This is a genomic window from Bradyrhizobium sp. S3.7.6 (assembly GCF_054061875.1).
On the sequence record NZ_JBSSEQ010000003.1, the window covers coordinates 104,034 to 116,006 of the forward strand.

Here is an 11,973-nt window from a genome sequence, read left to right on the forward strand (position 1 = left end):
GGGCTGCGCCAACTCCCGCATGCGCCGGGTGTCGACGACGCGTCTATGATTGATGAGCAACGAGGCGGTTCGTGAACGCGAACCGCCTCGAAAATTGCCCGCTCAACCGTCGCTCGTAATTTCTGTTCCATGCCGGCCTGCCCCCTACAGGCGGGCTTCGATATCACGAAGGCACTGCCTCGCCACAGCCGACATGCAATGAGCAGAGCAGAGGTGCGGTAGCATGGAACTCTTATCGGAAGAGCAGGCTGGAATGGCGCACTTGTCGGACGATCAATTGGAGCTTCGCCAACCGTCAAGGACGACAACGGCTGCGGGATTGCCGGCGAAAAGTCCCACTGCGAAAGCGTCCCCCTGGTAGTATATGCGCATGCAGGTTTCTCCGGCCGATGGCATCGGCTGACTCATACCTCATGATGGGTCCGACGAGCCGACAAGACGCGACACCAACTCCTTAGGGCTGAATATCAGAAAAGCATGCGAACTCCGGTTCGGAATAGCACCGGCCAGATGCACGACCCCTGCCGGACGGCTTTCACTGAAGCATATAGCGGACCGCCCTGGTTAAGCTTCCGCGGGCCGCCGCGGATCCTAAGTAGAACGGGCGCCTTGTCGTTTGGGCCGCGGAGACGAAAGCATGCGGTGCAGAGTTTTTGCGTTTCGTGGCGCATGGGCGTCATAGTCGTTGTTGAAATAAATCCACGCTCTCTTGGCGCCGCTCTCTTTGATCCTGCGGGCCCATTTCAGGAGCTCATCGTCTGAGTAATTGTGCCGGTACCAGCGCTCAGGCCCGTGGAGGCGGACGTAAACCTCGTCTGCCGTCCGGACGAGCTCGTCAGGCAGACGCGGACCGCTGCAGGAGCAGAACATAATCCCAGCCTTGCGGAAGGCACCGTAGACATCTTCGTTCCACCAACTTTTGTGCCGGAACTCAACCGCGTTGCGGCGGGCCGGATCGAGCTGACTGACGATCGAATTCAACCGGGCTTTGGTATAGCGGTAGCTCGGCGGCAGCTGGAAAAGAAAGCAGCCCATCCGCTCGCTAAGAATATCAGCGATGACGCCGAAATCCCGGATCAGCGTTTTCGTGCCTATGAATTTTTTGACGTGTGTGATGAGCTCGCAGACCTTTACGGTGTAGACGATATCCATGCTGCCGGGCTGACGGCGCCAGGCCTGGACATTCGCGACAGTCGGCCATGACCTCGACTGTGTCAAAGCCGGACGCGTAATGCTGGAACCACTCTGGCTGCGGCACGTCCGCATAAAACGAGTCCCGCCATTTCCAGGAGCGCCAGCCGGAACAGCCCACGAAGATGGTCTTCTTCAGAGCCGGCGCCGACTTTAGTCCCTCGCTCTCCATTTTTAGCCGGGTTCGGTGCATCTTCGCTGCGCGTGCGATATTATTTTCGCGCTGTTTCTCACGGCGAAGCCGGCGCCGTTCGCGTCTTTCATCTAGCGTCAATTCTTTGATCCCGGGAGCTGCAGGCGAGCGGGGCATTGGTCAGTCTTTTGCCTTTCGCAGGTCTGCTTCGAGACGCACTTTCTGTTTACGCCAGCGTTCTTCCTCGGCCTCCACGCGCTGCTGCACCGCTTCCAGAGTCTTCAAGAGGGCGTCGGCGTTCTCCTCGTGCTCGCCTTCGGCCTGGAGAAGCGCAGCCTGAGCTTTCTCAATCGCGGCATTTCGCTTCTCGCGGGCTTTCGCAGCGTCCGCCTCTTCCTTCGCGCGCTGCTTGTCGCGCTGCCGCTCTTCCTTTGCGTATTTTGCGGCCGCCTCGCGCTCAGATTTTCCGTCCCGCTTCGAAGGCTTTGCAGAAGCGGCCGTCTTCGCCTTGGCCTTTTCCTTGCGCGGACGTGCGTCGAGCGATGCGGCGGATGGCAGCTCCGCTTTCTCCCTGAAAGCGGCGCTTGATCCGACCGGCCTGCGCAGAACGATGCCAGGCTTTGCCATGGCGGCTGCGATCACCGCGTCGTCTTCGGATTCCTTCGCGAACCCCTGGTGAAAGAGATTGCTGCTCGCACCCCAGGCTTCCAGCGCGGCTTTCATAGACGGCGCTGCGATCGCGAGATCAAAAAAACCTTGGGACGTTTGAAAAACCTTGAGTTTACGGGCCATTCAGGTCCAATAATCAAGAATACAGCTTGGTTCCTCATAATGGAACGCTGGTTCCGAATTTGGAACTCCCGGCTCTGGAGATCGTTCAGCCGGGAAAGGAGAAGAGCCCATGATCCTGGAAAGCTTCGATCGCCGCACCCTCGCAGACATGGAAGCCGCGCTTGAGCGGATTTGCAACGGAAGGCCCGACGGCGCAGACCATGAATTAAGATCCTTCATAGCTGACAGCATCGTCACATGCGCGAGGAAGGGGCAGACAACGCTGGGTGCCTTAACTGAAGCGGGAGAAGCCGCGCTTGCGCGCCGGGCTATCTCCGACAGGAAGCAGGCCTGAGGCGATCCTACCGCGTCGCGCGGTCCGCGGCCGTGGACGCGGCCGCTTCCTTGCCGGCGCGCGGCAGCCAGCGCCATACGCCCAGTACGTTGATGACGAGAAGAACGGCGTTCTGGATGATGAGCGAGTTCTTCGGTTCATTATCCCGTCGGCGATCCATGCGAGAGACGCGGCGATAAAGAGAGCGAACCCGCACACGGTGATGCGCGCGTTCCAGTTCGCCGCCACCATGGCGGCAGCGATAATCGTCATGGCGGCTGCCAGGGTTCTCAGAATTTCAAGGCTCATGATTTCCTGCTCAAACCAAGGGCCGCCTTCCGGCGGCCCTCCACTTCGATCCTGCTAACGGGTTAAGCGGCTTTCCGGTTCACGCTGCGCAGCGCCATCGTATTGAGCTTCTCGTCCGTCACCTTCTCCTCATCGAGGTTCTGCTGCAGGACGGAGGCGCAGTCATCGCGGCCAAGCATTTTCGCCCATGCGATCAGGGTGCCGTAGCGCGTGATTTCATAGTGCTCGACGGCCTGGGCCGCCGCGATCAGCGCCGCGTCCAGCACCTGCTTGTCATCGATATCGCCCGCGACTTCGCTCGCTTCCTTCAGGATGCCGTCGATCGCAGGGCAATCCACGCCCTTCGCCTCTACGCCATGCATCTCGAACACTTTTTCCAGCCGGGTGATCTGGCCCTTGGTTTCGGAGAGATGCGTCTGGAAGCCGTTCTTGAGGGCGGGATCGCTTGCCTTCTCGATCATGTCCGGCAGGTTCTTCGCGATCTGCTGCTCGGCGTAATAGATATCCTGCAGCGTATGCACGAAGAGGTCGTTCAGCGTTTTAATGTCCCTGGTGAAAAAGCCCATTGTGTCCTCCTGGGTGGCGTCTGCACTGCAAACAGCCGGCACGGGATAGCGTTCCTAAGGACTCACAGCGCGATGATTTCCTGGGCGCGGATGACGATCTCTTCCTGTGAAAGCTCGCGTTCGAGCCGCTCGCGCAGGCTGCGCCAGTACTCGGGTGCGAGCTTCGCGGCCATGACCTCGATGACGGCGATATTGTCCCGCTCGGTCTCGTTGGCGTTGCGCCATAGACCCTGGCCCGGGGCCCGGACAAGCTGGTCGCGCCGCCGAACCTGCCGGTCAGCTCTTCCAGGAAGTCCTCGAACCAGCGAAACCGGCTCTCCGTCACCGCGCTCCTTCGGCAGGAGAATCTGCACGAGGTAGGATTTATTCATGACACGAGCCTTGCCCTGGCGCTGCCCGTCCAGCTGCCGAGAAGCGTTTCGGTGGTTACGCACTCAACCTGCTGCCCGAAGCGGTTCATGTAGATGTTCATCATGGAATCGTGCGTTTCGTCCGCCGGCAGACATCGGTCTCGCCGCCGGTGATGATGATCGTATCGACATGAGCGGCGCCCAGCCGCTCGTGGAAATCGCTCCCTGTCCACGGCGAGTAAACATGCTTGTCGAAGATTCGCGCGGGAGGAACGAACTGCGCGAGGTCCCGGACCAGACCGATCATCTCCGGGCCAAGCTCGTCGATGGTCATCGATCCCCATCGCTCGTAATAACGCCGCCACATGCCGGCGCCCTGGCCGGGCTTCTGCGCCGGAATGAACGGGGTAGAGATGGTGCGCTCGGGATGGGAAGCCGTGACCGAAATAATATTTGGCAGGACGCGCGGCAGCCACGGCATCTTCCATTCCGTGCTTTCCGCAAACATCCTCTGCATGTCGACGCAGATATGAACCGCATTTTCTCCGGGTGCCCCATAGCGGAGCTCATCGTTCTTCGCCATTGGCGCCGTCCTCGAAAGTGAGCTCCAACGGAGCGGCCCGGGCTTGGTTCCTGTCCTTAAAGGCGTTGCGGCCAGCAGCCCGGCCAGCCACGCGGCAATGAGCGGAGGGAGGCGGTCAAGGGTGCGCCGACGCACCGCGCTCGCGCGGACTTTCCCTTGACGACTGAAGTGGCGGCAGCCCCTTTTGCGCGCGAGGGATCGTCACCGGATGGCCGGGACGAAGACCCGGGCGCGGGACTGTCAAGGACGCGCTAGAGCCCGGACGGCTGCGTAGCAGGCGGACGCGCCCAACGCGGAACCGGGAGCCTCCAGGGAAGGTTGGTAAAGCAGGAAATTACGCTGGGGAAGCATATGAAGCGAACTACGAAATGGCGGGCGGGGGCGAAGCGTGAGCTGATCGCCCCTCGCGGGGACAAGCGCTATGTCCGCCGCGATGCGAAAGGCCGCATCGAGGAAAGCGATGATGTGAGCCGGTCGCTTGCTCAGGATCGGCGCAAGACGGCAAAGAAAAGTGAAAGCGGGGCAGGGTGACCGGGGTGACCGCAAGCCCGCAAAATCCAAGGCGCGGAAAAAATCGAGTGGCCGCAACTAACGCAACCCTCGATCTCTTTGGAGGCGGTCTCCTTCCCGAAGACATGAAGTATCAGCCGGAGTTTCTCTCTGCTGATGAAGAGCTGGCGCTTCTGGCCGATATTGAGACGCTACCATTCAGGGAGTTTGAATTCCGCGGCTTCACCGGCAAGCGCCGTACCGTTTCCTTTGGCTGGCGCTACGATCTTAATGGCGGTGGTCTCACCAGAACGGAGGACATGCCTGAATTTCTGAGCCCGGTTCGGGCCCGTACCGAGGTATTCGCCGGCGTTGCGCCCGGCAGCTTCCAGCAGGTTCGCGTGACCGAGTACGCGCGGGCGCCGGGATCGGCTGGCATAAGGATCGCCCCGTTTTTGGCGATGTTGCCGGCATTTCGCTGCTGTCTTCCTGTACCTTCAGGCTCCGCAGGCGAACGGCTAAGTCGTTCGAGAGGAGCACCCTCGTTGCCGAGCCGCGCTCTGTCTACCTTCTCCGCGGTCCGTCGCGCACTGAATGGCAGCACAGCATTCCCGGCGTCGAAAGCCTGCGCTACTCCGTCACGTTTCGTAACGTGCTCGAAGGAGGCGAATCCTAGTGGCGCGCGTATCTACATTGCCGAAGCGGCTCCAGCCCATGCTCGCTACGCTGACTGACGCGCCTTTCGACGATAAGGGCTGGATATTCGAGGACAAGTATGACGGCTTCCGGATGGTTGCAAAGATCGAAGGCGGCAAGGTGACGCTGTATAGCCGCAACGGCAAGATCATCAGCCACAGCTATATCGAAGTCGCCCAGGCGCTCGAAGGTATTAAAGGCGATGCCGTCCTTGACGGAGAGCTTGTAGCGATCGGCAAGGACGGCGTGTCGCATTTCCAGCTCCTGCAGAATGCGCTGCGCCATGAAGCAAAGCTGCAGTACTTTGCCTTCGACCTGATGTTTCAGGACGGAGAGGATCTTCGTGGCCTCCCGCTCACGGAGCGGAAGAAGCGCCTTAAAGCTATCCTGCCGAAGCACAGGCTCATCGGGTTCAGTCGCGATCGGAAGACTTCCGGCGTGAAATGTTTCGATGAGGCCGAGCGCAAGGGTCTTGAAGGCATCATGGTAAAACGCGCCGACAGCAAGTACCTGTCAGGCGCGCGAACCGACGACTGGCTGAAGATCAAAACCTCAAAACGCCAGGAAGTGGTGATCGTCGGGTTTACGGCACCGCGGAGGACGAGACCTTTCTTTGGGGCGCTGACACTCGCGCTGCGGGAAGGCAACGGCTGGCGCTATATCGGCCATGTCGGGACGGGCTTCAGTCATGAAACACTCGAAGAGCTCCACAAAAAGATGATCAGGCTCAAAGCCGCCAAATCTCCCTTCGGCAAAAAAGTGAAGGACGAAGCGGTCACCACCTGGGTGGAGCCGCAAATTGTCGCCGAGGTGAAAGTTACCAAGTGGACGAGCTCCGGCGAGATGCGGCACCCCGTTTATCTCGGCCTGAGAAAAGACAAGCAGGCAAAAGACGTCGTCATGGAACGCGAAAAGCCGCGCGGATGACGCGGCATCGCCTGCCAGGCTCCAATCCGGCTCGCCGCGCTTGAACCCCATGAGGAATTCCCTGTGAGCTTGCGGCATTTTTTCCCGCGATTTCGGCGATCAGGGTTCCCCAGGCATCGAGTAACTCGTCCAAGCTGCCTCGCGCGAACCTCGAAAGCCGAAAAATGGGGGACACCTTAAGCCGGAGCGTTCATCGTGCCGCGTACGGCTCGCCTCGTCGGCCCGGCCACCCCCACCATGTCACCCATCGGGGTATTAATCGTGAGCTCGTCTTCCACCAGGATCAGGATTACCGGACTAGTGTGATTCCTTGGCGAGGAGACGCGCCGGCGTCCCGCTAGGACTTCATCTAGAAGCGTGATTCACGAGAGAGAGAGACCGCTATTCCCGTTTACGGTTAGCTCATGGCAGCCACCAAAACAGTCGTTGTCTCGGCGGCTCCGGCATTCCGTAGAAAACGATGTCGAGGTCGTCGTCCCACACGCCAGCTCTCCCGAGCTCCTGACGCGTGGCTGGATTCGTTTCGTAAAGCCGATGCAACGCCATAAGGATTCGCTTGTTCAGATCCCAATTGTCCCTGATCGAAGGAACGGCTCGATCAAGCAAGGAGTAAACGTTATTGGGTAATTGTCCGCGGAGAACACCGGCTCTCACCGTCGGCAGCGTCAGCTCGATGAGCTTCCAGCTCGCGGGCGACCTTTCATCAAGAGCCAAAATCAACAAGGACGCATATAGAAACAGCACATCGAGCTCCGAGGCGTCCGGCCTCAAACGCGGTAACGCGTTGGCCCAAAACGAAGCATCCCTGTTCAGCCCGGAAGCGCCGTTCCATAATCCCAAGAGATATATGGCGGTGCAAACATCGCCCAGAGACGAAATTCGATCGACAAACTGCGAAGCGAGGATGATCTCTCGCGCACCGCTAATCGGCGCAATCCAAGACTGATCCAGCCGATTGGACCGATGGGCCCCGATCGCAATAAAGATAAACCTCTCGCACTCATGAGATAGCAGCTTTAACAATTCAGGAGCGAAAACTCGCTGAAGGGCCTCAAGAACAAGTCGATTGCGGATGGCGTAATCGGCATGACAGTCGAAAAGCAACATAAGGTCTTCGCTGCGAAGCGACTTCACGCTCTGCGCCTGCACCAGGTCTCCACGCCTGCGGAGAATCTCAACCATCATTCTGGACGGGATATTTTGGTCCAGCAACTGCTCGTCTGCACGTTCGGCGATGCCGTCCAGTACTTCGGGCCAATGCTCGAAATACTGAGGACGTTCGCCAATGATATTAGCCGCAAGCGCAATATCAGACGCAGAGGTCGCTTCGAGACGGCGCTTTATGTCGGCTGATCCGATCAGTGGCCTCCATCGATCGTCATCGATAAGCGACAGCATGTTCGGGAGCGATACTGGCGGGCACAGTGGCAACGACATCGTTCTAATGCCCAAGATATCCCGCTTCAGAACTTCGCCGTCGGCTAGCTCCGGCATCGCTTCTGTGACGTGCTGAGCTACCCTCAGGGGAAGCTCGTCGCGCTGCTCGGCGATTAGAAATAGGTCGACCAATTCCCTGAAGCGCGTCCGAGGAAAAGCCATATCGCGACCGTAACGCCACAAAAATCGACGCAGCGGGGTCACCGCTACGCTTGTCGCATCCCATGCTGCGGCCTCAACCCAATTACCATGCGGGCGGGTATCGGCGACGGCTGAAGCGGAAACCTGAACGGCGAAGTTGTTCTTCAGACGCCTGCCCGACATAACTGCGGTTCGAAAAGAGAATTCCGCTCGAAGCCGGGGCCATTGCTGTGACCAAACCGCCAAAATGGCTTTTTCAAGTGCTTGCGTGTCCTTTCCTGGAGCCACAATCGTTGGCAAGCCCGTGTAGTAGCTCGCGGTCACCTCCGACGTGATGTCAGTGTCCGGTCGAGAGGGTGGCGATTCCTCCCCATTTGAGATGAGCGGAGTAAGTTGATCGGTCGACCTCGCCCGGATGGCGAAACTCCCCTAGAAGACTCGCGAGACTTCCGATGGTGGTGAGCAGCCTCTGATCAAGCAGCAGGACATCGCTCCAGACACAGCCTGGCCGAGGCATCTCCGGAGCCGGCAAAGTTCTGATGAGGGCGTACCTAACTGGCTCGGTAAGCGGCAGGCCGGTCAAATAGCTCTCGCCGGGTCCTAGCGAAACATTGCTCGCAAGATCACTGGCCGCTGCAAGATGATACATATCACGCGGGGGATGCGCACGGATGCCGCAATCTGCCGGTGACCACCCGCGTAGCCAAAAAGTGCCTGATCGATTGGTAAGTTGCTAGTCAATTTGTCTCGTCCTGATGGCGCACCCACCGTATTGGATGGGTGAGGTCATGTTCTTCCGCACCGTGACCCACAATCTGGATCCGCTTACTGGCAGGACGCTTGGCCAATAGTGAAGCTCGCTCGGGAGTGGCAGCTTGGCCTTTTTTCGACAGAGGCCCCCTTGCGCCGATACGCCGTACATCCGGACTTCTGTTGCAATTTCTCCGTTGCGCAAAAACTGATCCAGCAGCGGAAGCTGTTTTGAGAGCCAAGATCGATTGCCATCGATTTGGGAAGCGGTGGCCTACATCCGCGATGGCGGCTTAATATCCTATGGTCCCAGTTTTCCTGAAATGTACCGACGATCCGCAGGATACGTTGCTAAAATCCTCAAAGGGATTAAGCCAAGTGACCTCCCGTTAGAACAGCCAACCCGGTTTGACGCCAACGCTGCTGGGCCGAGCCGACGAGGTAATAGAGTAACCGACATCTGTTCTGACGCCGCCGAGTTTATGCGACGGCCTAATCAGCCGGCCTGACGTTCCCTGGCGCGGCGGAGCTGCCGGCGGTGCGCTGGAAGCAGATCAATCTGGACAAGCTTCCTGCCGAGCAGAGGTCGAAGCTCGTTACGCAGCTTGAGAAAGTCTTGCGCAATGCCTCAGGTCGGAGGAGGGGATCTCCGTCGAACTCGCGCCGGCCAACTTGTTCAGACGACATCTCCAGGGAGTACGGCGCTACCCAGCGAGACCTGAGCTTGCCGGCTTCAGCTCAGCCGCCTAGCGAGCCCGGCCTCGACTGTCACGTTGCCTGCATAAAATTTCTGAATCTTAGGCTTAGATCGATTCATTTATTTAATTGGACGGTCGATTCGGGAATTGCGATTCTAGCGCATGTCCGAATTCACCGTGCAATACCTCGTGCTCGAGCGTCGCGATCCGGCCCGCAACATGGCGCGGTTCTATGTGCTCACGATCGAGCCGACGCTGTTTGGCGATACCGCCTTGGTGCGTGAATGGGGCCGTCTCGGTGGGCGCGGCCGACGGCGGCTCGATCTGTTCGATGGTCAGGTGCAGGCCGTCGAGGCCCTCGAGTCCTGGCTCAGGCGCAAAACCCGTCATGGTTATGTCCAGCGGCATTTTTCGCGCGCGGAATCCGTGCGCGACGCGCCGCAAGCTGGCTGATCTGGACAAAATGTCCGTGCAAGTGTCTATCAAAGTAATCCGAAGTCATCCTCAGTCATATTTCAAGGACTGCCCAAGTATTCCATAATCTATGTTATGCTAATATTATCAATGACTTAGATAAGTATAGTCCCTGCTCTGCCCATGCGCAAATGCCAGGGTCATACGTCAAATCGATACTTGCGGCTGCGCAGGTCAAATGCTTCGCGGCCGCCCTCCATGATTGATGTGATCGTGCTGCCGACAGTCGGAGTTTCAATAGCTCCGTCGCAATCGAGCTGCACACGAGGCGCGTTGTTGTTCGGGTTCGGCGATGGCTCGGGTGACTTAAGCGCAATGATCTTATCCGCATCCCCGTTTACGACGATGTTCGCATTGTGCGTAGTGAAGATGAGCTGTCGCGTGGCCTTCGACGTCCGCAAAAGCTCGACAATCCGCATGATGACGCGATTGTCCAAGTCATCTTCAGGCTGGTCTATGATCAACGTCCCGGCTGACTGCTTCAGCAGGAGCTCCAATAGCGGAAGCCTGCTGACCGGGTGTCGCCATTTGAAAATCAATCGGGCGATTGTCGTCGACATACATCATGTTGATGGCATCTGCTGGGACCGCTGCTCAGGCGCTGGGGATCGCGTTTGCAGATGTGCCGGTCGCTGGCCCCGACAGCATCGACCCGACGTTTGCACGGCTCGCCACAGTGGGGTTTGGCGCAGCGCTTGTTGGAGGGTCAATGTTCTTTAATGAACGCGCACGCGTCGGGCGAGCAGCGCTGAACAGCAAAATGGCCACGATGTCCTTCATCGCTGAAATGGTCCCGTACGGCCTTCTCATGACATATGGCCCCGACTTCGTGGAGTTCTTCCGACTGTCGGCGGGCTTGGCCGACAAGATCCTGAAGGGGACCAGGCCCGCGGAGATCCCCGCTGAGCAGCCCACACGGATCAAACAGGTCATAAACCTTAAGGCGGCGAGAGCGCTTAACTTGACGATGCCAGCCTCTCTTCTGATTGCCTCCGACGTTGTGCTGGATTGATGATGGGCTGCTTCGGCTGCCCAGCCCCGGGACAGGCCGATGCCGAATTCCGATCGCGCCGCGCGAGTTGAACTAGCCAAAGCGCTCCGTCGGATCGCCTACCGGCTCGCCCGCGACGGCGAGATTGTCAGCAATGTCGAGTTGGAAGGTGAGGGCAAGCAGCTGACCGAGTATCGCCGCGGCTTCCTGCTGGTCGACCTGGGGCGTCCGTGGCGATGGGGCGCTTTCGAAACCGAGTTCTCGCGCCTCCGCTATGCCGGCGAGAAGGCACGGGCGTTTTCAACGTGGTGCAGTTCAGGCCTGGCGAGTGGTAAGGCTCCTGATTGCGAGATCCTGACGAGCGTGGTTCAACGCAACCGGGGAAGCGGCTTTTCACCCTAAGCTCCCCTGCCATCCTGTTTGCCGATCACGCAGCGCCAGCCCGCTAAGTTCATCCATTCGGCGAGCTGTGGCGCGCCCATCAAGCAGGACTGCATCGAGACGTCGGCGAAGTCCGAGGTGGTCACGGTCTGCTCGTGGCAATTTGCCGGAGAAGAGAGACTGCAGAGCACGGCGATGATCTTGATCACGACTCGAGAGCCCCATTGCTGCGATGGGCATTTGCCCGGATGATCTTGATGGCCTTGGCCACCGTGCGCGGATGCAGGCCGAGCGCATGGATCACTTCCTTCTTCTTGCAGCCGAGATTGCACTCGAGGTAGCCGCGCACACGCTCGACGTTGAACGCCTCCAGCTCCTTTGAGCCGGGGCGCAGGTTCAGCGCCTCAATGGTGCAGAATTCGGGGAACATGTTTGAAGCCGCCCACCCGGTCATGCACGCCATTCAGGTTCAGCGCTAGCAGCCGATCGGACGAATGCTTTGGCCGCATCAACATGCCAAGCTTTCTCAGCACGCCGCTCGTAGTCGTCGGCAAGGGTCTTAAGCTGACCCGCAATCGCTGAATCGGTCATGGTTTGGGCTGCACGGAGCAAAGTCCGTGCTGTCTTTGAATATGTCTTGCCTCGTTGTGAGATCTGGACCATCACAAAGCCCTCGCGCGGCTCTCTGGCTGCTGATTGCAGGTGATCTGGAGCCAGCCCACCCAATTGCGGTCACTTTCCCTGCGAGCCCT

The 11,973-nt window shown here is 59.0% G+C and carries 19 protein-coding genes and 1 pseudogene; 8 read left to right on the top strand and 12 right to left on the bottom strand.

Annotated features, from left to right (window positions below):
- Positions 1–591: 591 nt before the first annotated feature.
- A complete protein-coding gene (locus ACVJ5M_RS44035) occupies positions 592–1,152 on the bottom strand; it encodes a DUF72 domain-containing protein (protein ID WP_456679741.1) in 561 nt (186 codons plus the stop codon).
- Between the two features lie 352 nt (positions 1,153–1,504).
- Positions 1,505–2,116: a cell envelope biogenesis protein TolA gene (locus ACVJ5M_RS44040; RefSeq protein ID WP_354081129.1), complete on the bottom strand. Its 612-nt coding sequence runs from the start codon at positions 2,114–2,116 to the stop codon at positions 1,505–1,507.
- A 109-nt stretch (positions 2,117–2,225) separates the two neighbouring features.
- Between ACVJ5M_RS44040 and ACVJ5M_RS44045 the strand changes: the two genes are divergently transcribed.
- The gene (locus tag ACVJ5M_RS44045; RefSeq protein ID WP_354081127.1) at positions 2,226–2,450 is read left to right on the top strand and encodes a hypothetical protein; all 225 of its coding nucleotides are present in this window, start codon (positions 2,226–2,228) and stop codon (positions 2,448–2,450) included.
- A 7-nt stretch (positions 2,451–2,457) separates the two neighbouring features.
- Here the strand turns inward: ACVJ5M_RS44045 and ACVJ5M_RS44050 are convergent, their stop codons facing one another.
- The 4 genes from ACVJ5M_RS44050 to ACVJ5M_RS44065 form a co-directional block, all read right to left on the bottom strand.
- The gene (locus tag ACVJ5M_RS44050) at positions 2,458–2,610 is read right to left on the bottom strand and encodes a hypothetical protein (protein ID WP_354081125.1); all 153 of its coding nucleotides are present in this window, start codon (positions 2,608–2,610) and stop codon (positions 2,458–2,460) included.
- Between the two features lie 190 nt (positions 2,611–2,800).
- Positions 2,801–3,304 carry a YciE/YciF ferroxidase family protein gene (locus ACVJ5M_RS44055; protein ID WP_354081123.1) on the bottom strand — a complete coding sequence of 168 codons (504 nt, stop codon included), beginning with the start codon at positions 3,302–3,304 and terminating at the stop codon, positions 2,801–2,803.
- A gap of 62 nt (positions 3,305–3,366) precedes the next feature.
- Positions 3,367–3,675 (bottom strand): hypothetical protein, encoded by a 309-nt coding sequence (locus tag ACVJ5M_RS44060; RefSeq protein WP_354100665.1) that lies wholly within the window; start codon positions 3,673–3,675, stop codon positions 3,367–3,369.
- A gap of 100 nt (positions 3,676–3,775) precedes the next feature.
- Positions 3,776–4,237 carry an isochorismatase family cysteine hydrolase gene (locus ACVJ5M_RS44065; RefSeq protein ID WP_456679742.1) on the bottom strand — a complete coding sequence of 154 codons (462 nt, stop codon included), beginning with the start codon at positions 4,235–4,237 and terminating at the stop codon, positions 3,776–3,778.
- A gap of 318 nt (positions 4,238–4,555) precedes the next feature.
- Between ACVJ5M_RS44065 and ACVJ5M_RS44070 the strand changes: the two genes are divergently transcribed.
- The 3 genes from ACVJ5M_RS44070 to ligD are packed head-to-tail and all read left to right on the top strand — an operon-like array spanning position 4,556 to position 6,349.
- A complete protein-coding gene (locus ACVJ5M_RS44070; RefSeq protein ID WP_456679743.1) occupies positions 4,556–4,768 on the top strand; it encodes a hypothetical protein in 213 nt (70 codons plus the stop codon).
- A complete protein-coding gene (locus ACVJ5M_RS44075; RefSeq protein ID WP_456679744.1) occupies positions 4,765–5,460 on the top strand; it encodes a hypothetical protein in 696 nt (231 codons plus the stop codon). The genes ACVJ5M_RS44070 and ACVJ5M_RS44075 overlap by 4 nt, the downstream gene beginning before the upstream one ends.
- On the top strand, positions 5,402–6,349 hold the full coding sequence (ligD, locus tag ACVJ5M_RS44080; RefSeq protein WP_456679745.1) for a non-homologous end-joining DNA ligase: 948 nt from the start codon (positions 5,402–5,404) through the stop codon (positions 6,347–6,349). Before ACVJ5M_RS44075 ends, ligD begins: the two co-directional genes overlap by 59 nt.
- 402 nt (positions 6,350–6,751) lie before the next feature.
- Here the strand turns inward: ligD and ACVJ5M_RS44085 are convergent, their stop codons facing one another.
- From ACVJ5M_RS44085 to ACVJ5M_RS44095, 3 genes are all read right to left on the bottom strand, one after another.
- Positions 6,752–8,251 carry a hypothetical protein gene (locus tag ACVJ5M_RS44085; RefSeq protein ID WP_354100664.1) on the bottom strand — a complete coding sequence of 500 codons (1,500 nt, stop codon included), beginning with the start codon at positions 8,249–8,251 and terminating at the stop codon, positions 6,752–6,754.
- 13 nt (positions 8,252–8,264) lie between these two features.
- Positions 8,265–8,576, bottom strand: a complete 312-nt coding sequence (locus tag ACVJ5M_RS44090) for a GAP1-N1 domain-containing protein (RefSeq protein ID WP_354081115.1) — start codon at positions 8,574–8,576, stop codon at positions 8,265–8,267.
- Between the two features lie 84 nt (positions 8,577–8,660).
- Positions 8,661–8,936 (bottom strand): TRAFAC clade GTPase domain-containing protein, encoded by a 276-nt coding sequence (locus tag ACVJ5M_RS44095; protein ID WP_354081153.1) that lies wholly within the window; start codon positions 8,934–8,936, stop codon positions 8,661–8,663.
- On the opposite strand from ACVJ5M_RS44095, the gene ACVJ5M_RS44100 reads away from it, so the two are divergent.
- Positions 8,926–9,186, top strand: a complete 261-nt coding sequence (locus tag ACVJ5M_RS44100; RefSeq protein WP_354081113.1) for a hypothetical protein — start codon at positions 8,926–8,928, stop codon at positions 9,184–9,186. The two genes, ACVJ5M_RS44095 and ACVJ5M_RS44100, sit on opposite strands and share 11 nt — an antisense overlap.
- A gap of 351 nt (positions 9,187–9,537) precedes the next feature.
- Positions 9,538–9,828 (top strand): WGR domain-containing protein, encoded by a 291-nt coding sequence (locus ACVJ5M_RS44105; protein ID WP_354081111.1) that lies wholly within the window; start codon positions 9,538–9,540, stop codon positions 9,826–9,828.
- A gap of 161 nt (positions 9,829–9,989) precedes the next feature.
- Here the strand turns inward: ACVJ5M_RS44105 and ACVJ5M_RS44110 are convergent.
- Positions 9,990–10,443: pseudogene (locus ACVJ5M_RS44110) on the bottom strand (AAA family ATPase); the annotation flags it as partial.
- Positions 10,444–10,609: 166 nt separating this feature from the next.
- Between ACVJ5M_RS44110 and ACVJ5M_RS44115 the strand changes: the two are divergent.
- On the top strand, positions 10,610–10,861 hold the full coding sequence (locus ACVJ5M_RS44115; RefSeq protein WP_354096700.1) for an ABC transporter substrate binding protein: 252 nt from the start codon (positions 10,610–10,612) through the stop codon (positions 10,859–10,861).
- 39 nt (positions 10,862–10,900) lie between these two features.
- Positions 10,901–11,242, top strand: coding sequence for a hypothetical protein (locus tag ACVJ5M_RS44120; protein WP_354081107.1), 342 nt, complete (start codon positions 10,901–10,903; stop codon positions 11,240–11,242).
- Here the strand turns inward: ACVJ5M_RS44120 and ACVJ5M_RS44125 are convergent.
- A complete protein-coding gene (locus ACVJ5M_RS44125; RefSeq protein WP_354081105.1) occupies positions 11,239–11,430 on the bottom strand; it encodes a hypothetical protein in 192 nt (63 codons plus the stop codon). The genes ACVJ5M_RS44120 and ACVJ5M_RS44125 overlap by 4 nt on opposite strands.
- Entirely contained in the window at positions 11,427–11,651 is a 225-nt protein-coding gene (locus ACVJ5M_RS44130; RefSeq protein WP_354081103.1) for a hypothetical protein, read from the bottom strand. The genes ACVJ5M_RS44125 and ACVJ5M_RS44130 overlap by 4 nt, the downstream gene beginning before the upstream one ends.
- Positions 11,652–11,973: the final 322 nt, after the last annotated feature.

Bases quoted from the DNA above. Each gene is read 5' to 3' on its own strand.
- ACVJ5M_RS44035 (WP_456679741.1), bottom strand. From the start codon at position 1,152: ATGGATATCGTCTACACCGTAAAGGTCTGCGAGCTCATCACACACGTC.
- ACVJ5M_RS44040 (WP_354081129.1), bottom strand. From the start codon at position 2,116: ATGGCCCGTAAACTCAAGGTTTTTCAAACGTCCCAAGGTTTTTTTGAT.
- ACVJ5M_RS44045 (WP_354081127.1), top strand. From the start codon at position 2,226: ATGATCCTGGAAAGCTTCGATCGCCGCACCCTCGCAGACATGGAAGCC.
- ACVJ5M_RS44050 (WP_354081125.1), bottom strand. From the start codon at position 2,610: ATGGATCGCCGACGGGATAATGAACCGAAGAACTCGCTCATCATCCAG.
- ACVJ5M_RS44055 (WP_354081123.1), bottom strand. From the start codon at position 3,304: ATGGGCTTTTTCACCAGGGACATTAAAACGCTGAACGACCTCTTCGTG.
- ACVJ5M_RS44060 (WP_354100665.1), bottom strand. From the start codon at position 3,675: ATGAATAAATCCTACCTCGTGCAGATTCTCCTGCCGAAGGAGCGCGGT.
- ACVJ5M_RS44065 (WP_456679742.1), bottom strand. From the start codon at position 4,237: ATGGCGAAGAACGATGAGCTCCGCTATGGGGCACCCGGAGAAAATGCG.
- ACVJ5M_RS44090 (WP_354081115.1), bottom strand. From the start codon at position 8,576: ATGTATCATCTTGCAGCGGCCAGTGATCTTGCGAGCAATGTTTCGCTA.
- ACVJ5M_RS44105 (WP_354081111.1), top strand. From the start codon at position 9,538: ATGTCCGAATTCACCGTGCAATACCTCGTGCTCGAGCGTCGCGATCCG.
- ACVJ5M_RS44115 (WP_354096700.1), top strand. From the start codon at position 10,610: ATGGCCACGATGTCCTTCATCGCTGAAATGGTCCCGTACGGCCTTCTC.
- ACVJ5M_RS44120 (WP_354081107.1), top strand. From the start codon at position 10,901: ATGCCGAATTCCGATCGCGCCGCGCGAGTTGAACTAGCCAAAGCGCTC.
- ACVJ5M_RS44130 (WP_354081103.1), bottom strand. From the start codon at position 11,651: ATGTTCCCCGAATTCTGCACCATTGAGGCGCTGAACCTGCGCCCCGGC.